Annotated in this window: 12 protein-coding genes; 2 read left to right on the top strand and 10 right to left on the bottom strand. The window is 67.7% G+C overall.

The features are described from left to right. Positions 1–18: 18 nt before the first annotated feature. The 3 genes from phaC to CAL26_RS18750 form a co-directional block, all read right to left on the bottom strand. The gene (gene phaC, locus CAL26_RS18740; RefSeq protein ID WP_094848296.1) at positions 19–1,674 is read right to left on the bottom strand and encodes a class I poly(R)-hydroxyalkanoic acid synthase; all 1,656 of its coding nucleotides are present in this window, start codon (positions 1,672–1,674) and stop codon (positions 19–21) included. A gap of 58 nt (positions 1,675–1,732) precedes the next feature. Then, complete coding sequence (pgeF, locus tag CAL26_RS18745) at positions 1,733–2,482, bottom strand: peptidoglycan editing factor PgeF (protein WP_179283338.1); 750 nt, start codon at positions 2,480–2,482, stop codon at positions 1,733–1,735. Positions 2,483–2,618: 136 nt separating this feature from the next. Next, complete coding sequence (locus tag CAL26_RS18750; protein WP_094848298.1) at positions 2,619–3,587, bottom strand: RluA family pseudouridine synthase; 969 nt, start codon at positions 3,585–3,587, stop codon at positions 2,619–2,621. Positions 3,588–3,711: 124 nt separating this feature from the next. On the opposite strand from CAL26_RS18750, the gene CAL26_RS18755 reads away from it, so the two are divergent. Further along, positions 3,712–4,494, top strand: a complete 783-nt coding sequence (locus CAL26_RS18755) for an outer membrane protein assembly factor BamD (protein ID WP_094848299.1) — start codon at positions 3,712–3,714, stop codon at positions 4,492–4,494. Between the two features lie 59 nt (positions 4,495–4,553). On the opposite strand, the gene CAL26_RS28150 is transcribed toward CAL26_RS18755, so the two are convergent. Then, the gene (locus CAL26_RS28150) at positions 4,554–6,899 is read right to left on the bottom strand and encodes an ATP-dependent DNA helicase (RefSeq protein WP_143277453.1); all 2,346 of its coding nucleotides are present in this window, start codon (positions 6,897–6,899) and stop codon (positions 4,554–4,556) included. Positions 6,900–7,061: 162 nt separating this feature from the next. On the opposite strand from CAL26_RS28150, the gene tex reads away from it, so the two are divergent. Continuing rightward, on the top strand, positions 7,062–9,470 hold the full coding sequence (tex, locus tag CAL26_RS18770) for an RNA-binding transcriptional accessory protein Tex (protein WP_094848300.1): 2,409 nt from the start codon (positions 7,062–7,064) through the stop codon (positions 9,468–9,470). Between the two features lie 75 nt (positions 9,471–9,545). Here the strand turns inward: tex and CAL26_RS28820 are convergent, their stop codons facing one another. The 6 genes from CAL26_RS28820 to CAL26_RS18800 form a co-directional block, all read right to left on the bottom strand. Next, entirely contained in the window at positions 9,546–14,234 is a 4,689-nt protein-coding gene (locus CAL26_RS28820) for an NEL-type E3 ubiquitin ligase domain-containing protein (protein ID WP_094848301.1), read from the bottom strand. A 201-nt stretch (positions 14,235–14,435) separates the two neighbouring features. Continuing rightward, positions 14,436–15,794, bottom strand: coding sequence for a tryptophan--tRNA ligase (locus CAL26_RS18780; RefSeq protein ID WP_094849965.1), 1,359 nt, complete (start codon positions 15,792–15,794; stop codon positions 14,436–14,438). A 32-nt stretch (positions 15,795–15,826) separates the two neighbouring features. Further along, positions 15,827–16,918 carry a cell division protein ZapE gene (gene zapE, locus CAL26_RS18785; protein ID WP_094848302.1) on the bottom strand — a complete coding sequence of 364 codons (1,092 nt, stop codon included), beginning with the start codon at positions 16,916–16,918 and terminating at the stop codon, positions 15,827–15,829. 73 nt (positions 16,919–16,991) lie between these two features. Then, complete coding sequence (gene lpdA, locus CAL26_RS18790; protein ID WP_094848303.1) at positions 16,992–18,419, bottom strand: dihydrolipoyl dehydrogenase; 1,428 nt, start codon at positions 18,417–18,419, stop codon at positions 16,992–16,994. A 166-nt stretch (positions 18,420–18,585) separates the two neighbouring features. Continuing rightward, positions 18,586–19,824 (bottom strand): 2-oxoglutarate dehydrogenase complex dihydrolipoyllysine-residue succinyltransferase, encoded by a 1,239-nt coding sequence (gene odhB / locus CAL26_RS18795; protein WP_094848304.1) that lies wholly within the window; start codon positions 19,822–19,824, stop codon positions 18,586–18,588. Between the two features lie 79 nt (positions 19,825–19,903). After that, positions 19,904–22,774, bottom strand: coding sequence for a 2-oxoglutarate dehydrogenase E1 component (locus tag CAL26_RS18800; RefSeq protein ID WP_094848305.1), 2,871 nt, complete (start codon positions 22,772–22,774; stop codon positions 19,904–19,906). Between the last annotated feature and the right edge of the window lie 46 nt (positions 22,775–22,820).

Genomic DNA, 22,820 nt, shown 5'->3' on the forward strand with positions numbered 1-22,820 from the left:
GCTGTTCTCCTTTGACTTTCATGTGGCCCTGACCTTCACGTAACGTCCCGGCGCGGGCTCGATAGGCGGGTATGTAGAACTGCCCGCGCGTGACGGCGCCTTGATCTTCCGGCCCGAATGTCCCGCCAGCCATGCCGCCCAGTCGGGCCACCAGCTGCCGGGGTGTTCCTGCGCGCGCGCCAGCCAGGACGAGGGATCGCCCGGCAGCGCGCTGTTTCCATTGCCGTTCTTCCGGCCCCCCGCCTGGGCGTCGGTCGTCCAGTAGCTGCGGCGTTGTTTCGCGGGCGGATTGATCACGCCCGCGATGTGTCCGGAAGCGCCCAGGACGAAGCGCTGCGTGCCGCGCAGCAGCTGCGTGGACGCATAGGCGGACGTCCAGGGCACGATATGGTCTTCGCGCGACCCGAAGATATAGGCTGGCATGTCCAGGGTCGTCAGGTCCAGCGGGACCTCGCCCACGGCGCAACGTCCCGGCACCTTCAGGTTGTTTTCGAGATAGGTATTGCGGAAATACCAGGCGAAGAAAGGCCCCGGCAGGTTGGTGCTGTCCGCGTTCCAGAACAACAGGTCGAAGGCCGGCGGCTTGCGCCCCTTCAGGTAGTTGTCGACGACGTAGTTCCACACCAGTTCATTGGGCCGCAGGAAGGCAAAGGTCGTGGCCAGTTCGCGGCCGGACATCAGGCCGCCCCCGCCCAGCTGGCGTTCGCGCAGCAGGGCATGGGTTTCGTCCACGAACACGTTCAGCACGCCGGTATCGCGAAAGTCCAGCAGGGCCGTCAACAAGGTCAGGGCCGCGACGGGCCGTTCGCCGCGCGCGTGGGCCAGCGCCAGCGCCGACGCCAGCAAGGTCCCGCCGACGCAGAAGCCCAGGGCGTTGACCTGCGGCTGGCCGGTGATCTCGCCAGCCACGCGCAAGGCGGGCAGGACGGCGTTTTCCAGATAGTCGGCCCACTGCGCGCGGTCGACGCCATCATCGTCCGCCGCCACGGGATTGCGCCACGACATCATGAAAACCGTGTATCCCGCGTCCACCGCGTGCCGCACGAAGGAATTGGCCGGCTGCAGGTCGAGGATATAGAACTTGTTGATGTTGGGCGGCACGATGACCAGCGGCCGTTCATGCACGACAGGCGTGGACGGCGTGTATTGGATCAGCTGGAACAGCGCGTTCTCGAACACGACGTGCCCCGGCGTCACCGCCACGTTGACGCCGATCTCGAACTGGCTTTCGTCGGTCTGCGTGATGCGGCCCTTGCGCACGTCGTCCATCAGGTTGGCCAGCCCGGCGTCCAGCGCCTTGCCGGCCGAGGCGACGATGGATTCCTGCGCGTCGGGATTCAAGGCCAGGAAGTTCGACGGCGCGATGGCGTCCAGCCATTGCATGATGGAAAAGCGCAGGCGGTCGCGCAGCGGCTCGCTGACGCCGGCGGCGTCCACCATGCGCTGCATGGCGCGCGCCGACAGCAGGTAGGCGTGCGCCATGGCCAGATGGTGGGGGCTGCGCCGCCAGGCTTCGCTGGCGAAACGCTTATCCGCCGGCGGCTCCAGGCGTCCGGCGCGGGCATCGTCGGCCAGACGCTGCCAGTCACGGGAGAAGTCCGCCTGGATCTGCGCCAGGACGTCTGGCGCGACACCCACCGGGACGGGCCATGCTGCGGATGGATGGGCAGTCACCTCGACACCTTGTTATGTATGCTTTTCAAAAGGATGGTGCATTGCGGTGCAGGCAGTGTCAATGCGGGTATTCGAAGGGGCGTGCGGACAGCCAGGCCAGCAGGGCCATGCGGCCGGTCTGCCCGTCGCGCCGATAGGAAAAGAATCGCCGCGCATCCGACACCGTGCACAGGCCGCTTCGATGCACTTGCGCCACGCCGGCGCGGCGCAGCCGCAGTTCGGCCAGGGCCGGCAGGTCGGCCAGCCATTTGCCGGGCAGGCCCGGGCGTGGCGTGAACAGCGCCGCCGCCTCCCGGTCGGCGCGGTCGAAGGCGTCGAGCACGTCGGCGCCGACTTCGAACGCCGCCGGGCCGATGCCGGGGCCTATCCAGGCCTGCCAGGCCGAGGCGGCCGGACATTTGCGGCGCAGCGCGTCCAGGGTGTTTTCCAGCACGCCGCCCGCCAGGCCGCGCCAGCCGGCATGGGCGGCCCCCAAGGCGCGCCCGCCCGTGTCGGCGATGAGCACCGGCAGGCAATCGGCCACCATGATGGCCAGCGGACGGTCGACCGCGATGGTGACGGCGGCATCGGCCGCGGGTTCGCCTTCCGCCGTGCCGGGGGCCGTCTCGTCGGCCGGACCGTCGGCGTCGACTACCCGCGTGCCATGCACCTGCCGCAGCCAGAGGGGGTCGGCGGGCAGCATGGCCCGCACCCGGCGCCGGTTTTCCTCCACGGCCTCCGGACGGTCGCCGGCGCGCAGGCCCAGGTTCAGGGTGTCGTGCGGCGCGATCCCGACGCCGCCCGCGCGGGTGGTGCAGAAATAGTGCACACCCGTCCATCGCGGTCCGGTGACGACCGGCAGGCTGGCGTCCCGTGACTGGGAGGACGGCTGGGAAGGCGACCGCGGAGACGGCTGGGAAGACGGCTGCGCAGACTGCGCGGGAGATGATGCGCGTGAATCCACTCTATTCCTCGCTATCGTTCCAGGCGATGGCCTGGCAGGTGCTTGCCATGTCCGGCGGCGGCGGGGCCTCGAACGACCGCTCGCCGCCGCCGGCGGGATCGTCGAAGCGCAGGGCGCGCGCATGCAGCATCTGGCGGGTCGCGCCGGCGATGGCCTTGCCGCCGTACAGGGTATCGCCCAGCAGCGGATGCCCCAGGCTGGCCAGATGCACGCGGATCTGGTGCGTCCGGCCGGTTTCCAGCCGGCAGGTCACCCGCGATACCCGGACGCCGTCGGCCAGCCCGTTGGCTTCCGGGCTGTAGTGGGTGACGGCATGCTTGGCGGCGATGGGGCGTTCCACGCTCATCCGGACGGGTACCCGCGGATCGCGGCCCACCGGGCGGTCCACCGTCCCGGGCCCCAAGACCCAACCATGCGCCAGGGCGACGTAGGCGCGGCCCATGGAGCGGGCCTGCAGCTGCCGTACCAGGTGGGTCTGCGCCTGCTCGGTACGCGCCACCACCAGCAGGCCGGAGGTGTCCTTGTCCAGGCGATGCACGATGCCGGCGCGCGCCACGCCGCGCAGCTCGGGGTAGCGGAACAGCAAACCGTTGAGCAGGGTGCCGGTCCAGTTGCCCGCGCCGGGATGGGTGACCAGTCCGGCCGGCTTGTCCACGACGATCCAGGCCGGGCTGTCCGCCACGACGCGGAATTCCACGGGTTCGGGTTCGAAAGCCAGGGCGTCGGGCGCCGGTTGCTCCCAGACGGCGATCAGGTCGCCCGGCCCCACGGCCTGGCGCACCTTGGCCGGCGCCCCGTTCACCTGCACGTAGCCCGCCTCTATCCAGCCCTGCAGGCGGCTGCGGGAATGCCCCGCCAGCAGGCCCGACAACACCTTGTCCAGCCGGTCCGCCTGGACGGTTTCCGGGACGCGCAGGATCTGCGGTTCGTCATCGGAGGGAAGATCCGCGCTGGCGGCTAACTCGGACATGGAGACAAATCATATAATCGATGCAGCCAGCCATGCTAACACCAAGGAATTGACCGTCGTGACATCCCGCGTCCCCGCCCTCCCGTTTTCCGCTTCCCGCCTCGGGTCGGTCGTGCGCCTGTGCATGGCGCTTGTGTTTACCGCCCTGCTGGCGGCGTGCGCCACCAACGGCACCAAGTACGACAAGACCGCCAACTGGAGCGCCGAACAGCTCTATAACGACGCCAAGCAGGAAATGGACGCCGGCAACTGGAAAGATGCCCGCGAACGCCTGACGGCCGTCGAAAGCCGCTACCCCTTCGGCGTCTACGCGCAACAGGCGCTGATGAACCTGGCGTACGTCAACTGGAAGGACGGCGACAACGACCAGGCCCTGGCCGCGATCGACCGCTTCCAGCAGCTGTATCCCAACCATCCCGGCACGGACTACGTGCTGTACCTGAAGGGGCTGATCAACTTCACGCCGGCCAGCGCCTTCATGACGAACATCACCGGCCAGGATCCCAGCGAGCGCGACCCCAAGGGCCTGCGCGCCTCGTATGACGCCTTCAACGAGCTGATCAAGCGCTATCCCGACAGCAAGTACACGCCGGACGCCCGCCTGCGCGTGGTGTGGCTGGTGAACGCCATCGCCATGAACGAAGTCCACGTGGCGCGCTACTACTACGAACGCGGCGCCTACGTCGCGGCCGCCAATCGCGCGCAGATGGTGATCACGGATTTCCAGGGCGCGTCGGGGTCGGAAGAAGCGCTGTACATCCTGTACAAATCCTATGAACAGCTGAAGATGCCTCAGCTGGAAGCCGACGCCCGTCGCGTGCTGAACACCAACTTCCCCAACAGCAAGTATCCGACGCAGGGTTTCAAGCAGGACAAGAACTGGTGGGATCCCTGGGGCTGGTTCTGAACGTTGCCGGCTCGTGATCGTGATCGTCAAGACGCCCGCCACCTTGGCGGGCGTTTTTCTTATGCGGCGTCGACGGGCGCGGCGCCCGCCTTGGGCGATGCGCCTTCCCGCGACTTGCGTTCCAGGAAAGCCACGGCTTCGGTCAGTTCGCGCGTGCGGGAAAATGGCGGCAAGCCGCGCCACAGCCGCTTGCCATAGCCCTTTTCCACCAACCGCACGTCGCCCACCATCAGCACGCCCCAATCCGCCATGGTGCGGATCAGGCGGCCGGCGCCCTGCTTGAGCGCGATCGCCGCTTCGGGCAACTGGTATTCGGCGAAAGGATTGCCGCCGCGCGCGCGGCACTCGCGCAACCGGGCCTCGATGACCGGATCGTCCGGCGGGGCGAACGGCAGCTTGTCGATCGCCACCAGGGTCAGCACGTCGCCGGGCAGGTCGATGCCTTCCCAGAAGCTGGCGCTGCCCACCAGGACGGGGTGCGTCAGCGTACGGAAGCGTTCCAGCAGATCGCGCCGCGTGCCCTCGCCTTGCCGCAGCAGCGGCCATTCCACGCCGTCGTCGTCGAAAGCGTCGGCCAGCAGATTGGCGAAGCGATCCACCGCGCGCAGCGTCGTGCACAGCACCAGCGCGCCGCCGGGACTGGCATGCAGCAAAGGCATCAGCGTGGCGACGAAGCGTTCGGCAAAGCCTGGCGCCTGCGGCTCCGGCAGTTCCTTGGGGACGAACAGCAGGCCTTGCGCGCCGTAGTCGAACGGCGATTCCCAATGGCCGGTGGCCGCGTCGTCCAGCCCCAGCTGGCGCGTGAAATGGCCGAAGTCGCCATGCACCGACAGCGTCGCGGACGTCAGCACCCAGGCCTGGCCGGGTTTGCGGTATTTGGAGAATGCCTGGGCCACGGACAAGGGAGCGGCATGCAGGCGCACGTGATGCGTGCCGTGCTCGACCCAGCGCACGGCGGGTCCGGTCCAGTCGACCAGCGGCGGCGCAAGGCTCGCGGGCGGGGCGCCGGACCGCGCGGCCGCGGCCGACGCCGCGGACGCTGGCTGGATGCCGGCGGCGTTCACGGTATTGGCCCCGGCCCCGGCCTCGGCCGCGTTCGCCTTGGCGTCATGCGCCGAATGCGCGCCGTGGTCCAGGGCGGACACGCCCGCCGCCATCGCCGCCGACCAGGCGGCGATGATGGTTTCATCGCTTTCGGCGCTATCGAGTGCGCTATCGGGTGCGCGGCCCGGTTCACTGCCGGCAGCGCTTTCGAATGCGCGTCCGCCGCTTGCGCCGGCCTCGCCGTTCGCCGACTGCCCGGGCGCGTCCGGCCGCGCCGGGGGCGCCCAGCGCTTGAGCCGCAACAGGATTTCCGCGCCCTGCCGCGCCGCCGCCGCCAGGTCCGGATGCTTTTCCGCCACCTGGGTCAGCCCGCGTGTCACCGCGAGCACGGCCGCGTCGAGATTGCGCAGCGCTTCATGGAAACCATCCGCGTCCGGCACGGCTTCGAAGTTGGCCTTGCGGCCGGGCATGTGTTCGATGGCCCCGCATGACAGGCGCAGTTCGCGCGCCGCATGCTCCAGCTTGCGCGAGGCTTCGCCCCAGTTCATGGCTTCGCGCGCATAGGCCAGGCCGGCGGCTTCCGCGGTGCGCCCGAAATCCAGCAGCTGATGGGTGGACAGGCTGCTGCCCAGGAAGCGCGTCGCGGTGTCCGGCAGTTGATGGGCTTCGTCGAAGATGACCGTATCGGCTTCCGGCAGCAGGTCGGTCACGCCTTCTTCGCGCAGCACCAGGTCGGCCATGAACAGCGCATGGTTGATCACCACCACGTCGGCTTCCTGGGCCTGGCGGCGCGCCTTGACCACGAAGCAATCGCGGATGCGCGGGCATTCCTGCCCCAGGCAGTTTTCACGGGTGGACGTCGCGCGCTGCCAGATGTCGGCATCTTCGGGCACCTGGGCCAGGTCGGCGCGGTCGCCGGTCTTGGTATGCGCGGCGAAACGCTGGATATGCCGCAGCTGGCTGATTTCCGCACGCGATTTCAACGCCCGGTCGTCGCCCGACAGGCGATCCAGGTGGTAGTGGCACAGGTAATTGCCGCGCCCCTTGAGCAGCGCCGCCGTGACGGGCACCGCCAGCGCGGCGCGCACCCGCGGCAGGTCGCGGTTGAACAACTGGTCCTGCAGGGTGCGCGTGCCCGTGGAAATCAGGACCTTGCCACCGTTCAGGAACGCCGGCACCAGATAGGCCCAGGTCTTGCCGATGCCGGTACCGGCTTCCGCGACCAGGGTCGAACGGTGCGTAATGGCCTGGTCGATCGCCTGCGCCAGCTCTACCTGGGACTCGCGCAGGCGATAGCCCGGCGACGCTTTCGCTAGCGGGCCGTCTTCGGCGAAATATTCGGCAAGCTCCGGATGCAGCATGGAAAAACAAAGTGGCGAAACAGCCTGGAATCATACCGTCCGCGGGCCTTCCCCCCATTAAAAGGGGACAAAATCATCCAGGGCGCATTTTTTCGCCGCCGCCCCTTGTGGCAAAATCCGGCGCTTGTTTTTCATTGTCTTTCCCTCTTTGTCGCCCAACAGATGCCCGAGACCTCCGCTACCACGTCCGCCACCGCCCCCGCCGTCGACCAGGCCCGCATCATCGCGCAGCTCGCCACCGAGCTCGGCGCGCGGCCCAACCAGGTCGCCGCCGCGGTCGAATTGCTGGACGATGGCGCCACGGTGCCCTTCATCGCGCGCTATCGCAAGGAAGCCACCGGCGGCCTGGACGACACCGTGCTGCGCAATCTGGAAGTCCGCCTCGGCTACCTGCGCGAACTGGAAGAACGGCGTGCCGCCATCCTGGGATCCATCGGGGAGCAGGGCAAGCTGACGCCGGAGCTGCGGCAGGAAATCGCCACCGCCGACACCAAGCAGCGGCTGGAAGACCTGTACGCGCCCTACAAGCCCAAGCGGCGCACGCGCGCCCAGATCGCTCGCGAAGCCGGCCTGGAGCCGCTGGCGGAAGCCATCCTGGCCGATACGGCATGCGATCCGGCCGTGCTGGCGCAGCAATACCTGAATCCGGAAGCCTCGATCAACGACGCCAAGGCCGCGCTGGACGGCGCGCGCGACATCCTGGCGGAGCGCTACGCGGAAAACGCCGACCTGCTGGCCGACCTGCGCGAATACCTCTGGTCGACCGGCCTGCTCTATTCCAAGATGGCGGAAGGCAAGGAAACCGAAGGCGCCAACTTCCGCGACTGGTTCGACTTCAGTGAGCCGCTGCGCACCCTGCCGTCGCACCGCGTACTGGCGCTGCTGCGCGGCCGCCAGCAGGGCGTGCTGGAGCTGCGCCTGGGCCTGGAAGCGGAACAGGAAGCCCTGACCCCGCATCCCTGCGTGGCGCGCATCGCGCGGCTGCTGGCGCTGGGGCCCAATCTGTTCGACATCGACGCCACCCCGCGCAACCGCTGGCTGGGTGAGGTCTGCCGCTGGACCTGGCGCGTCAAGCTGCTGTCGGCCTTCGAAAGCGAACTGGTGGGCCGCCTGCGCGAAAGCGCCGAAGCCGAGGCCATCCGCGTGTTTTCCGCCAACCTCAAGGACCTGCTGCTGGCCGCGCCGGCCGGACCGCGCGCCGTGCTGGGACTGGATCCGGGCATACGCACCGGCGTCAAGGTGGCGGCCATCGACCAGACCGGCAAGGTCGTGCAGACCGCCACGGTCTATCCCTTCGAGCCGCGCCGCGACCGCGAGGGCTCCATCGCCGCGCTGGCCGCCATCGCGGCCAAGCACAAGATCGAACTCGTCGCCATCGGCAACGGCACGGCCTCGCGCGAAACGGAAAAGCTGGTCGGCGAGCTGATGTCGCGCTTCCCCGAACTGGGACTGACCCGCGTGGTCGTTTCCGAAGCGGGCGCGTCCGTATATTCCGCGTCGGAGCTGGCCGCGCTGGAATTCCCCGACCTGGACGTCAGCCTGCGCGGCGCGGTCTCCATCGCTCGCCGGCTGCAGGATCCGCTGGCCGAACTGGTCAAGATCGAACCCAAGGCCATCGGCGTGGGCCAATACCAGCACGACGTCAACCAGCGCGAGCTGGCGCGTTCGCTGGACGCCGTCATCGAGGACTGCGTGAATGCCGTGGGCGTCGACGTCAACACGGCCTCGGCCGCGCTGCTGTCGCGCGTGTCGGGACTGAATTCCCTGCTGGCCAAGAATATCGTTTCGTGGCGCGACGACAATGGCGCATTCGCCTCGCGCGACGCGTTGCGCAAAGTGCCGCGCTTCGGCGACAAGGCGTTCGAACAGGCCGCCGGGTTCCTGCGTATCCTGAACGGCGAAAACCCGCTGGACGCCTCTTCCGTGCACCCGGAAGCCTATCCCGTCGTGGAACGCATCCTGGCGAAGATCCAATCCGACGTGCGCAAGGTCATGGGCCAGCGCGAAGCGCTGAAAGGCCTGTCGCCCGCCGAATTCACCGATGAGCGCTTCGGCGTGCCGACGGTGCGCGACATCTTCGCCGAACTCGAAAAACCGGGCCGCGACCCGCGTCCGGAATTCAAGACCGCGCAGTTCAAGGAAGGCGTCGAAACCCTGAACGACCTGCACGAAGGCATGATCCTGGAAGGCGTCGTGACCAACGTCGCCAACTTCGGCGCCTTCGTCGACATCGGGGTGCACCAGGACGGCCTGGTGCATATTTCCGCGTTGTCGGAAAAATTCGTCAAGGATCCGCGCGACGTGGTGCGGGTCGGGCAGACCGTGCAGGTCAAGGTGCTGGAAGTGGACGTCGCCCGCAAGCGCGTGGCCCTGACCATGCGCCTGAACGACAGCGCCGCGCCGGAGCGGCGCGGCGGGGCTGCCGACAGCCGCGGGGCCGGTTCGCCCAAGCCGGGTGGCGGCGACCGTTCGCGCCGCAATGGCCAGGACAACCGCGGCGGCGGTGCGGCAGCCGCCGGTGGCGCGATGGCCGACGCCATGGCGCAGGCGCTGGCCAAACTGAAACGCTGACGGTGAAACGCTGGCGGTGAAGCGCTGGCGGTGAAGCGCTGACGGCACGGGCTTGCGGGTGCATCGCCGGCCCGCCTACAGCGGTCGCGACAAGTAGTGCTCCGTCAGCGGACGCATTGCCTCGTAGCGGATACGCCGCATGATGCCGGGGCCCAGGTTGGCGCGCGCATTGTCCAGCAGCGACGCGTCGGCGGGATCCAGCCCGAGCCCGTCGACGGCTTCCCGCAGCAGCCCATCGAACTGCTCGGCCAGGCGCCGTTCGGCGTCCGCCTGTGCCCGCGCATAGCCAGCGGCGTCCTTGCGCTTCAGCAGCGTCTGCCACGGCTCGTAATCCAGCACCAGGAACATATCGAACTCCGCGCGTTCGCGCGCCTGCACGGTTTCGCGCGCCTTGACCAGGTCATGGGCCGTGACCAGCGAAAGCTCGTAGAAGCGCATCATGGGCGCGACCGTGGTCAGGTCCAGCGGCTCGCGCAGCCGCACCAGATAAGCCAGGTACAGCTCCACCGGATCCGGCATCGGGCGTCCGCGCTCCTGCCGGCTGGCGAACTCCGTCAGCACGTCGATGCGGAACATCTCGCGGGCGATGTCGACCGCTTCGTGCACCCGGTCGTCGTACAGGCCCCGCCGGATATCGTCATTGCGGCGCAGCTTCTGCATATCGTTCCAGGCGACGGTGATGCGGTCCTCGCAGGTCTGGGTGGCCCCATTGCAGACCAGCAGCGTATCGTCGAGCAGGGCACGCCGCTCCAGCTTCGAAAGCTCGATCAGCCAGTCTTCCACCTGCGCGCGAAACCCCGGGTCGCGGAAGCTGATCGTCATGCGCAGCTTGTCCAGGAACCCGGCGAATTCGACGACGTCGTCGCGCGGACCCAGCGCCCGGTCGATCGCATCCCAGCGGGTCCCGGCCTCCTGTGACGGATCGCTCCACCAAACCCGGGTGACTTCGGCCAGCGTGCGTCGGCGTGCCATCGGCTGCCCTTCGGCCGGATTGAAGAATATGCGCGGGCCGGCGTTTCCGACGGCAATGATGGGAATGGTGCCGGGGGCAAGCGGATTGCCGTCCAGATGTATGGTGCAGGACGCCAGGTCGACGATATTGCCAGGCAGCAGCTCGATGGCGTTGTACTGCGCGGTGAGCAGGGTCAGGCGTCGCGGCAGTGCGTCCGGCAGGCGCTGGAGCCGGTTGCGTGGAACGATCAGCATCTCCAGGTCGCGCGGCAGGCTGGCGGGCAGGCTTTCCAGCCGGTTGGAGGCGGCCTCCAGGACGCGCAGTTGCGTGGGCAGGTCCGGCAGGGCGTCCAGGCTGTTCCAGCCGACATCGAGTTCGGTCAACCCGTCCGGCAGGACCGGCAGCCGTTCCAGGCGATTGTGCGATACGTGCAGTACGCGCAAGCCCGCCGGCAGGCTGTCCGGCAGACGGACCAGGGCGTTGCTGGACGCGTCCAGCAGCTCCAGCCCCGCGGGGAGCTCCGCCGGCAGCGACGACAGCTCGTTTTGCGCGATCAGCAGTTCCTTCAGACCGGCGGGCAACGCCGGCGCGACCACCAGGCGGTTGCCCGTCAGCCCCAGGCGCGTCAGGCCTGGCGGAAGAACCAGCGGCGCCTGCGCCAGGCGGTTGTTGGTGACGTTCAGTTCCTTCAGGCCCGCCGGCAGGTTGTCCGGCAGTTTATGCATGCCGGTCGCTTCGGCATCGAGGACCGTCAGCCCCACGGGCAGATTGCGCCAATCATTGATGAGGTTGTTGGAAACGTTCAGGACACTGATGTCCCGCGGCAATGGCGGGATGCTGTCCAGGTTCCGATGGGACAGGTTCAGTTTCGTGTCGAGCCGGCCGTGCTGGTTGCGCAGCACCGCCTTCATCGTTGAACGGTCCAGGCCGCCATAGCAGGCCATCTCGCGCAATTGCAGCCGCAGGTGCCGCACGGTCAGCCTGCGCGGCGTGGGCGCCGCCGTATCCAGCTCGCCGTCCAGTATGAGGTCCACTGGCGACATGGGATCCATCGCCAGCCAATTGGCCCACGCCTTTTCCAGCCGCGCGTTGATCGGCGGCCACGCCTCGGCCAGCAGGCCGTCGAAGGGATCCTGGTTCTGCAGCAGGCCGGTCATGTTGTTGTAGACGGCCGCCAGCTCATGCACGACGGATTGGGTGTTGCCGTATCTCAGCGCTTGCAGGTCCAGGTACCAGGTCCTTCCCGTCTCCGGCCGGTCCAGCGCAGGCCGGACGGCGCCCGGGATCGCCGGGTCGGGCAGCAGCACGATCTCTGGCGTCCGTCCCAGCCAGTCATGGCAGGCGCTCAGCGCATTCAGGATCGCCCTGCCCCGGCGGTCGCCCACGATGCGGTCGAACAAGACCGCCACCAGTTCAGCCTGTTGCGGCGTGCCGTTGCGAATGCCCGCGACCATGGCCTGGCGCAGCCGTGCCAACTGCGCGTCATCGGGCAGCAAGGACACGTCGGCCGCGGCGATCCTGCCGCGCCCCCGCGCGCCCGACCGGCTCGACGACGCCCCGCCGCCCGCCAGTCCAGGCGGCGCGGCCTGGTGCCACAGTCTTTCCACGCGGTCATAGACCAGGCGGTGAGCGATCATGTCGGGCGCGACGCCGGCCGGCGCCACGGCGCGCCAGATCGGCCGCGTGGCCGTGGATGCGCCAGGGTCCTGCACGACCCGCACGTAATCGGTGTCCAGGCGGGCATAGGCCAGGCCATCCACCGTGACGACGCCTTCCGGGCCGGCGCGGCGGCTGTCCAGCACATGCCGCAACCGGGGCGACGCGACCCGGTAGCGTGCCAGGCTGGCGAGCGGCAGGGTCTGGTAGAGCCAGCCCTCGCTGTCGGCGACCAGCAGGGCGCCCGTACGCCGGCCGGCGGCGTCCACTTGCGTGTATGAGCCGCGGGTGCCATACGGCAGCAAGCCCAGCGTGCCCCCTTGCAGGTTGCGCGCCGCCACCGATGGCAAAGGCGCGATCGTGTCGGCGGCCTGCGCCGCGGCGGCGGCGCCGCCGGGCGCTCGCGCCGTGGTCAGTTGCCATACGCCGTTGGGGATGGCCGTGCCCCTGGTGCGCACCGCCATCCTTTCCAGGATGTCCGCCAGGCGGGGTGCCGTCGCGCGCATCGCCTGCGCGATGCGCGTGACATCCAGTGGACGCACGCGCCCCAGACCCTGCATCGCCGCGCGGCCGATGTGCGTACGCAGACGTTCGCGCAGCAAGGGAAGCTGTCCCGCCATGCGCTGAACGCCACTCCATCCCTGGCGTACGCCGATGCCGCCGAAGCGGGCGGCCAGCGACAGCCACGGCCTCGCGGAGCGCACCGCCGCGCCCGCGAGACGAAAGCCCATGCCGATCTGCGGCAACAGGGTCAGCACATCCAGGCTGCCCTGCACGATGGCCGTCGGAATGTCGCCCTTGCGCAGCGCCACGACCATCGCGCGGAAAGGGATCTGGTCCAGCAAGGCATCGATGGTCTGCTCGGACACGGTCTGCCCACGCGCACTTTCGCGGCCGAGCTCGATCTCGGCGCGGAACATGGTGGCGGCCCAGTCCCGCATGGCATCCAGCGGTCCGGACGCGGCCTCCCGCACGTGGACACGCGGCAGCCAGCGTCCCGCCCCGCCGGACAGGCGCGCACGAGCGTCGGCGTCGTCGAACGCGAGCTCCCGATGGTCCGCAAGCCAGTCCTCGGAGGACTGGGCCGCCGGCAACACGTGCACGGCGCCGGTGCGTGTGGACACGAAACATCGATGCGACCGGCCGCCGGCCTGCATGGCGACCAGGAAGCCCTGCGAAACGACGCTGCCATAGGCGTCGGAGAACTGCGCCATCCCACCGCCCACGCCGGGCAGGAAATAGCGCTTGGCAGCCCGCGACACCGCCACCGTCGCGCCGGCCAACTCGATGCCATGCTCCCTGGCATGCAGGCGCAGGCGGGTGGAAAGCCACTGTCCCAGCAACGCCCCCGTGCGCTCGCGATGCGCATCGTAGCGTTGCTGGAATTCCGCATCCAGCGACGCCGGCAGCGCGCGCAGCATGCGCGCGGCCTGCTCGTCCGTCGGCCGGCCGCCGCTCCGGGTTCTCATGCCGCGAATATCCTCGGCGCTCAACTTGTCGTAGTTGAAGTAGTAGTCGGCGGCCTTGTATTGGCGCAGCAGGGGCGGCGACGACGCCGACACGCTATGGCGGGCGTGCATGTGAAGCTCGCCCACCGGCGCGCCCGGATCGATGCCCTGCTCGCGCAGCAGGGTCGCGGCCAAGGCCTGGCGGCCGAGCAGCGGCGGCTCCGCCGCGAGCGCATCCAGCACCTGGTAAAGATCGATCTCGTCCTGGAATTCCGATCGCAGGTAAGCCTCGACCTGGGCGGCGATCCTGTCAGGATCTCCCGAGGCCCACGCCGCGCCGTCGATCTTCCCTTCCAGCCCCGCGACGGCGATCAATATGTCGTCCGCCGTGCCTGACAGCATGTGATCGGCCACCGTCTGGCGGCCGAGTTCCATCAGCGTTTCGGCGTCGAACTCGCGCGTGTCCAGGCCGAGCTCGCGCGCCGCCGCCACGCCTGTTCGGTAGGCAATCCGCTGCCGGGCATCCCCCGCGATCTGCGGCGGCACGGCGATATCCGGCCATGTGGGCATCGTCGGCGACGCGACGGGCAGGCAGGCGGCGAGCAGCTTCCATGCATCCGCCAGCGTCAGCGCTGGCGCACCGGCGGGCTCCGCGGCGGCGGCCGCCGCGCGCACCTGGGCGAATGCGTGGGCCGTTTCGCATACCACGGCCCCTTCCGGCTGCGCACCCGACGTCTTTGCCGGCCCCGCCGGCACAGGCACGGCGCCGGCCGCGCACCTGCTCCCAACTTGCGTACTCACCGCCACCCGCCCCACCCCGAACAACGTAAGACCGGCGCCTGAACGCCGTATCGAGGCAGGCTGAGTCAGCGTGGGAAATGACCGGTTCCGGCAAAGACCCGCGCCGGACTACGCGTCTCCCGCCAGGGCGTTCAACGCTTCACGCGTCCGCGCGAGCCTGGCGTCGCGCGCCCCGGGATCGTCGGCTTCCGTCCCGTATGCCACGGGCGTATCGTCGAGCAGCGCCGCATAGGTCTTGCCATCCGCGCGCAGCGAGGCCGCTTCGCCCTGCAGGCGGCGCATCGCGGCGCCGGCCTGCTTGGGGTCGGCATAGGGCACCGAGCACAACAGTTCTTCGCCATCCGCGCCCAGCAGGCGGAAGCGGAAACTGCCGTCGGGGTCGCGGAAGCTGACGAAGCGCGGCGCGCGCCCGGCCGCCTTCTTGCCGCCGGCCGCCGCCGCGGGGGCCTTGCCCCCGCCCAGCCTGCGCAGCCCCACCGCGTCGCGCAACTGCGCCATGAACGGGACGGCCAGCTTGCGCGCCTTTTCCGCGCCGGCCATCAGGATGTCTTCGATGCGTTCCGGCGCCGCCATCAACGCGACATAGCGTTCGCGCATCGCGGCCAGGTCATGTTCCAGCAGATCGCACAATGCCTGCTTGGCATCGCCCCAACCCATGCCGTCCTCGAGCGCCTGGCGGAACTCCGCCGACGCCGGCGCGGACGCGAACGCCCGGTACAGCGTGTACAGGTGCGAGTTCTCGGCGTCCTTGGGCTCGCCCGGCTGGCGCGAATCCGTCACGATGCGCATGACGGCGGAACGCAGCGCCGCGGCGCCGCCTTCGAACAAGGGGATGGTGTTGTTGTAGCTCTTGGACATCTTGCGGCCGTCCAGGCCCGGCAGCGTCGCGACTTCCTCGGCGATCACCACTTCCGGCAGCACGAAATAGTCGCCGCCGTACAAGTGATTGAAACGCTGGGCGATATCGCGCGCCATTTCCAGGTGCTGGATCTGGTCGCGGCCCACCGGCACCTTGTGCGCGTTGAACATCAGGATGTCCGCCGCCATCAGCACCGGATAGGAAAACAGCCCCATGCTGACGCCATCGTCCGGATCGACGCCCTTGGCGGTATTCTGGTCCACCGACGCCTTGTAGGCATGCGCGCGGTTCATCAGCCCCTTGGGCGTCACGCAGGTCAGCAGCCAGCACAGTTCCGGAATTTCCGGGACATCCGATTGCCGATAGAAGGTGACCCGCTCCGGATCCAGTCCCGCCGCCAGCCAGGTCGCGGCGATCTCCAGCCGCGAACGCGCCACCCGCCCCGGATCCTCGGTCGTCTTGATCAGCGCGTGATAATCCGCCAGGAAGAAAAACGCATCGACGCCCGCTTCTCGACTGGCCTGGATGGCGGGGCGGATGGCGCCGGCGTAGTTGCCCAGATGGGGCGTGCCGGAGGTCGTGATGCCGGTAAGGACGCGGGTGTTCATGGCTGCGGACGGAAAAAAAGCAAAGGGCAAGTTTACAGCGCGACCGTATCGCGCCGCACCGAATCCAGGTATTCCTTGGACTGCATTTCCAGTATGCGCGACACGGTGCGGTGGAATTCGTTGGCCAGGGAGCCTTCGGTATAGAGCTCTTCCGGCTCCACGGCGGCGGACATGATCAGCTTGACGCGGTGGTCATAGAACACGTCCACCAGCCAGGTGAAGCGGCGCGCCTCGGATGCGTTGCGGGGCGCCATCTTGGGCACGTCCGACAGGATGACCGCCTGGAAGCGGCTGGCCAGTTCCAGGTAATCGTTCTGCGACCGCGGTCCGCCGCACAGGGTGGCGAAGTCGAACCACACCACGCTGCCCGCCAGCGCCTTGGCCTGCAGTTCGCGGTGCTCGATATGCAGCACCGGCTTTTCGGGCGGACGGTCGGCCAGCTTTTCGAAGGCGGCCTGCAGCGCGGCATCGGCCTCCGGCCCCAGCGGCGTGTGATAGGCCTTGACCTGCTCCAGCGAACGCCGGCGGTAATCGACGCCCGCATCCACGTTCAGCACATCCATGCGGGCCTTGATCAGCGCGATCGCCGGCAGGATGCGTTCGCGGTACAGGGCTTCCGGATACAGCTTGTCCGGCTCGTAGTTGGACGTCATCACGAAGGACGTGCCGTTCTCGAACAGCTTGAGCAGCAGCCGGTGCAGGATCATCGCGTCGGCCACGTCGGAGACGTGGAATTCGTCGAAGCAGATCAACCGGTAGCGCTTGGCGATACGGCGCGCCACTTCGTCCAGCGGGTCCTGCATGCCTTTGACGTCCTGCATTTCACGGTGCACGCTGCGCATGAATTCGTGGAAATGCACGCGCGTCTTGCGCACCACCGGCACCGTGGCGTAGAAGGCGTCCATCAGGAAGCTCTTGCCGCGCCCCACCCCGCCCCACAGGTACACGCCGCGCGGCACGTCGGGGCGGTTCAGCAGCTTCTTCAGGGCGTTCGAACGCAGCGCCTTGAAGCCCACCCAGTCGTCGTAGTATTGCTGCAGCCGATCGACGGCACGTTCCTGGGCCGCATCGGACTGGTAGCCGCGCTCGGCCAGCGCGTGGTCGTAATACTCACGGACATTCATGGGCTAATCCCGGAAACCAAAGAAAAAGGCGGATCGTCGCCAATCCGCCCTGCCTGCCTGGAAGGCGGCGTGATCAGAAATTCAACGTACGCTTGTCCACGGCCAGCGCCGCTTCCTTCACGGCTTCCGACAAGGTCGGGTGCGCGTGGCAGATGCGGGCGATGTCCTCGGCGGCGCCGCGGAATTCCATGATGGTCACGGCTTCGGAAATGAGCTCCGACGCCATCGGGCCGACGATATGCACGCCCAGGACTTCATCGGTCTTGGCGTCGGCGATCACCTTGGCGAAACCGGTGGTGTCGCCCAGCGCGCGGGCGCGGCCGTTCGCCAGGAAGGGGAAGCTGCCGGCCTTGTACTCGCGGCCTTCGGCCTTGAGCTGCTGTTCGGTCTTGCCGACCCAGGCGATTTCCGGCGAGGTGTAGATGACCCACGGCACCGTATCGAAGTTGACATGGCCATGCTGGCCGGCGATGCGCTCGGCGACCGCCACGCCTTCTTCCTCGGCCTTGTGCGCCAGCATGGGGCCGCGCACCACGTCACCGATGGCCCACACGTTGGGCAGGTTGGTCTTGCAATCGGCATCGACCGCGACAAAGCCCCGCTCGTCCAGCTTCAGGCCCACCGTATCGGCCTTCAGGCCGTCGGTATAGGGCACGCGGCCGATCGAGACGATCAGCTTGTCCACCGTCAGGGTCTGCTGCTCGCCCTTGGCGTCCGTGTAAGGCACCGTCACCGACTTGGCGCTGGCCTTCACTTCGCCGATCTTCACGCCCATCTGGATGTTCAGGCCCTGCTTGGTGAATACCTTCAGCGCTTCCTTGGCCACCTGCTGGTCGGCCGCCGCCAGGAACTCGGGCAGCGCTTCCAGGATGGTGACTTCAGCGCCCAGGCGGCGCCACACGCTGCCCATTTCCAGGCCGATCACGCCGGCGCCGATCACGCCCAGCTTCTTGGGCACGGCGCCGATCGCCAGCGCCCCATCGTTGGACAGGACGTTCTTTTCGTCGAAGGGCAGGCCAGGCAGCGCGCGTGCCGCCGAACCCGTGGCGACGATGATGTGCTTGCCCACCAGGTCTTCCTGCGCCGTGCCGGTGACCTTGATGCCCCAGCCGCCTTCCACCTGGCCGGCGAATTCGCCCTTGCCATGGAAGAAGGTGATCTTGTTCTTCTTGAACAGATACAGGATGCCGTCGTTGTTCTGCTTGACCACCGAATTCTTGCGGCCCAGCATGGTGTCGACCTTGACGCTGGCGCCCTTGACTTCGATGCCGTGCTCGGCGAAGTGATGGTTCAGCTGCTCGTAGTGCTCGGACGATTGCAGCAGCGCCTTGGACGGAATGCAGCCGACGTTGGTGCAGGTGCCGCCGGGCGCGGGGCCGCCTTGCGCGTTCTGCCAGGCGTCGATGCAGGCGACCGACATGCCCAGTTGCGCGGCGCGGATGGCGGCGATGTAGCCGCCAGGGCCCGCGCCGATGACGATGACGTCGAATTGTTTAGACATGGATTTCTCGCGAGTTGGTGCGGTGCGGACCGGCGTGGCGCCGGCCGACCGGCGGGGTGTAGCGCAAGGCGATGCACTGTCGTGCCGGGCCGGACGCGGCGCGAGCGGCGCGCGCACCCGGCCCGGGCCGCGGTTCCCGGCGATACCGCCGGAACCGCGGAGCGGCTTACAGCTCCAGCAGCAGGCGTTGCGGATCTTCCAGCGCTTCCTTCATGGCGACCAGGCCCAGCACGGCTTCGCGGCCGTCGATGATGCGGTGGTCATAGGACATGGCCAGGTAGTTGATCGGACGGATCACGATCTGGCCGTTTTCGACCACCGGACGTTCCTTGGTGGCGTGGATGCCCAGGATGGCCGACTGCGGCGGGTTGATGATGGGCGTGGACAGCATGGAGCCGAACACGCCGCCGTTCGAAATGGAGAACGTGCCGCCGGTCATTTCCTCGATGCCCAGCTTGCCTTCGCCGGCGCGCTTGCCGAAGTCGGCGATGGTCTTCTCGATTTCGGCGATGCTGAGCTGGTCGGCATTGCGCAGGATGGGCACCACCAGGCCGCGCGGGCTGCCCACGGCGATACCGATGTCGAAGTAGCCGTGATAGATGATGTCCTTGCCATCCACCGAGGCGTTGATTACCGGATACTTCTTCAGCGCGGCGACGGCGGCCTTCACGAAGAACGACATGAAGCCCAGCTTGACGCCGTGCTCCTTCTCGAACTTCTCCTTGTACTTGTTGCGCAGGTCGATGACGGCCTGCATGTTGACCTCGTTGAACGTGGTCAGGATGGCGTTTTCCTGCTGCGATTGCAGCAGGCGCTCGGCGACGCGGGCGCGCAGGCGGCTCATCGGCACGCGCTGTTCCGGACGGCCGTCCAGCGACAGCTGGGTGGGCGCCGGGGCGGGCGCGGCGGCGGCGGGCTTGGCGGCGGGAGCGGAACCCGCTTCCAGGGCGTCACCCTTGGTGATGCGGCCGCCACGGCCGGTGCCGGCGACGCCGTCGGGGGAAACGCCCTTGTCGGCCAGGATCTTGGCGGCGGCGGGCGAAGCGACCGCGGTCGACGCGGCGGGCGCGGGCGCGGCGGCCGGCGCGGCGGCGGCAGCGGCCTGGGCGGCCTTGGGCGCTTCGGCGGCGGGCGCGGACGTGGGCGCGGCGGCGGCGGCCTTGGCTTCGGTGTCGATCTTGGCGATGACTTCGTCGGACGTCACGGTGCTGCCGTCGCCCTTGACGATTTCGGCCAGGACGCCCGACGCCGGCGCCGGCACTTCGAGCACGACCTTGTCGGTTTCGATTTCGATCAGGATCTCATCCGCCTGAACGGCCGCGCCAGGTTGCTTTTTCCAGGTCAGCAGCGACGCTTCCGACACGGATTCGGACAACTGGGGGACTTTGACTTCGATTTGGGCCATTTTTATTCCGTAAAGTGATGTTCGTGTGATCTACGCGAGCGCGACCGCCACGGCGGTCGCGCGCGGGTCGCGCCAACGCTTACTTGGTCAGCATGAAGCCCTTGTACTTGGGCGCCAAAGCTTGTTCCACCAGCGCCTTCTGCTGTTCCTGGTGCTTGGCCAGGTAGCCGACGGCGGGCGAGGCCGACGCGGGACGGCCGGCATAGGCCAGCTTCTGCCCTTCGGCCATGTTTTCGTACAAGTGATGCTGCACGTAGAACCACGCACCCTGGTTCTGCGGTTCATCCTGGACCCAGATGACTTCCGTGGCCTTCGGATACTTGCGCAGTTCCGTCTCGAACGCCTTGTGGGCGAAGGGATAGAGCTGTTCGACACGGATGATCGCGACGTTGTCCAGACCGCGTTCCTTGCGGGCATTGACCAGGTCGTAGTAGACCTTGCCGCAGCACACCAGCACGCGCTTGACCGATGCATCCTTGATGTTTGCGTCCACTTCGCCGATGACGGGACGGAAACCGCCGCCGGTCAGGTCGGACAGCGGCGAACCGGCGTCCTTGTTACGCAGCAGCGACTTGGGCGTCATGATGATCAGCGGCTTGCGGAAGGGCCGGATCATCTGGCGGCGCAGCAGATGGAAGATCTGCGCGGCGGTGGTGGGCTGCACCACCTGCATGTTGTTGTCGGCGCACAGCTGCAGGAAGCGCTCGATGCGGGCGGACGAGTGTTCCGGACCCTGGCCTTCGTAGCCGTGCGGCAGCATCATGGTCAGGCCCGACTGGCGGCCCCACTTGGCTTCGCCGGCGCTGATGAATTGGTCGATCACGACCTGGGCGCCGTTGACGAAGTCGCCGAACTGCGCTTCCCAGATGGTCAGGGTGTTCGGTTCGGCGCTGGAAAAGCCGTATTCGAAGCCCAGCACTGCTTCTTCGGACAGCACCGAGTCGATCACCACGAAAGGCGCCTGGCCTTCCGACACGTTCTGCAGCGGGATGTAGGTACCGTCGTTCCAGCGTTCGCGGTTCTGGTCGTGCAGCACCGCATGGCGGTGCGTGAACGTGCCGCGGCCCGAATCCTGGCCGGTGATGCGCACGGCATAGCCGGACGACACCAGGGTCGCGAAGGCCAGGTGTTCACCCATGCCCCAGTCCAGGTTCAGTTCGCCGCGCGCCATGGCGCGCCGGTCGTTCAACAGGCGGTTCACCAGCGGGTGCACCGTGAAGCCTTCCGGCACGGTGGTGATGCGCTCGCCGATGCGCTTCAGTTCGGCCAGCGGCACGCCGGTGTCGGCCTGGTCCGTCCACTTGGCGCCCAGGAAGGCCGACCAGTCGATCGCGTACTTGCTCTTGTAGTCCGTCAGCACCGGCTCGATGGTGCGATGGCCGTCTTCCATGAGCTGGCGGTAGTCCTTCACCAGCTGGTCGGCCTCGGCGTCGGTCAGCACGCCCTGGGCCACCAGCTTGTCGGCGTAGGCCTTGCGGGTGCCGGGATGGTGGCTGATGCGCTTGTACATCAGCGGCTGGGTCAGCGACGGGGTGTCCTGTTCGTTGTGGCCCAGCTTGCGGAAGCAGACGATATCGACGACGACGTCATGATGGAACTGGGCGCGGTAGTCCAGCGCCAGGCGCGTCACGAACACGACCGCTTCGGGATCGTCGCCGTTCACGTGGAAGACCGGCGCTTCGATCATCTTGACCACGTCGGTGCAATACAGCGTCGAACGCGAGTCGCGCGGATCGGACGTCGTGAAGCCGATCTGATTGTTGATGACGATGTGCAGCGTGCCGCCCGTGCCGTAGCCGCGGGTCTGCGCCAGGTTCAGCGTTTCCATCACCACGCCCTGGCCGGCGAAGGCCGCGTCGCCGTGCACCAGCACGGGCAGGACCTGCTTGCCTTCGTGGTCGGCGCGGCGTTCCTGGCGGGCGCGGACACTGCCTTCCACCACCGGGTTGACGATTTCCAGGTGCGACGGGTTGAAGGCCAGGGACAGGTGCACCGGGCCGCCGCGCGTCGACAGGTCGCTGGAGAAGCCGTTGTGGTACTTGACGTCGCCGTCGGTCAGGCCTTCGGCGTGCTTGCCTTCGAACTCGGCGAACAGGTCACCGGGCATCTTGCCCATGATGTTCACCAGCATGTTCAGGCGGCCGCGGTGGGCCATGCCCACGACGATCTCCTGCACGCCGTTTTCGCCGGCGTGGTTCACCACTTCGTCCATCGACGCGATGAAGCTTTCGCCGCCTTCCAGCGAAAAGCGCTTCTGGCCCACGTATTTCGTGTGCAAGAAGCGCTCGAGACCTTCGGATTCGGTCAGCTGCTGCAGGATATGTCGCTTATGTTCCGTGGACACCGGCGGCGAGCTGAGCGTGGATTCCAGGCGCTCCTCGATCCATCGCTTGACCGCCGGATCCGAGCAATGCATGAACTCGGCGCCGATGGTGCGACAGTAGGTGTCGCGCAGGCTCTTGAGGATATCGCGCAGCGTCATCGTGCTGGCGCTGGTGAAATACGTGTTGGTCGCGGAATAGACCTGGTCCAGGTCGGCTTCCGTCAGGCCGTAGAAGGCCGGATCCAGCTCGGGGATCGTCGGACGTTCCTGGCGCTTGAGCGGATCCAGGTCGGCGTAGCGCGAACCCAGGGTGCGGTAGGCGCCGATCAGCTGCTGTACCGACACCTGCTTGGAAGCGACCGACAGGTCGGGTTCCTGGGCGCGATGGACGAAGCCATTGGTGCGCGCGCGCTGGGCGAACGACGCCACGATGGGGGCATGGGCCTGGTCGCGGGTGGTTTCCTGTCCATCCGTGGCGGGCAGGTGCTGCAGCGAATCGAAATAGCTGCGCCAGTTATCACCGACCGCGGACGGATTGTCGAGATAAGCTTCGTAGAGCTCTTCGACGTAGGGAGCGTTGCTCCCGAACAGATATGAGGTGGACTTGGATTCGATCTCTGTGGACATATAACGCTTCACCTTACCGGGTGCTTCACCCGTTGCGATGCAGGAA

The organism is Bordetella genomosp. 9, assembly GCF_002261425.1.
Taxonomy (GTDB): domain Bacteria; phylum Pseudomonadota; class Gammaproteobacteria; order Burkholderiales; family Burkholderiaceae_B; genus Bordetella_C.

Coding starts and splice junctions, on each gene's coding strand:
- CAL26_RS18750 (WP_094848298.1), bottom strand. CDS start 3,587: ATGTCCGAGTTAGCCGCCAGCGCGGATCTTCCCTCCGATGACGAACCG.
- CAL26_RS18755 (WP_094848299.1), top strand. CDS start 3,712: ATGGCGCTTGTGTTTACCGCCCTGCTGGCGGCGTGCGCCACCAACGGC.
- CAL26_RS28150 (WP_143277453.1), bottom strand. CDS start 6,899: ATGCTGCATCCGGAGCTTGCCGAATATTTCGCCGAAGACGGCCCGCTA.
- tex (WP_094848300.1), top strand. CDS start 7,062: ATGCCCGAGACCTCCGCTACCACGTCCGCCACCGCCCCCGCCGTCGAC.
- CAL26_RS18780 (WP_094849965.1), bottom strand. CDS start 15,794: ATGAACACCCGCGTCCTTACCGGCATCACGACCTCCGGCACGCCCCAT.
- zapE (WP_094848302.1), bottom strand. CDS start 16,918: ATGAATGTCCGTGAGTATTACGACCACGCGCTGGCCGAGCGCGGCTAC.
- lpdA (WP_094848303.1), bottom strand. CDS start 18,419: ATGTCTAAACAATTCGACGTCATCGTCATCGGCGCGGGCCCTGGCGGC.
- odhB (WP_094848304.1), bottom strand. CDS start 19,824: ATGGCCCAAATCGAAGTCAAAGTCCCCCAGTTGTCCGAATCCGTGTCG.
- CAL26_RS18800 (WP_094848305.1), bottom strand. CDS start 22,774: ATGTCCACAGAGATCGAATCCAAGTCCACCTCATATCTGTTCGGGAGC.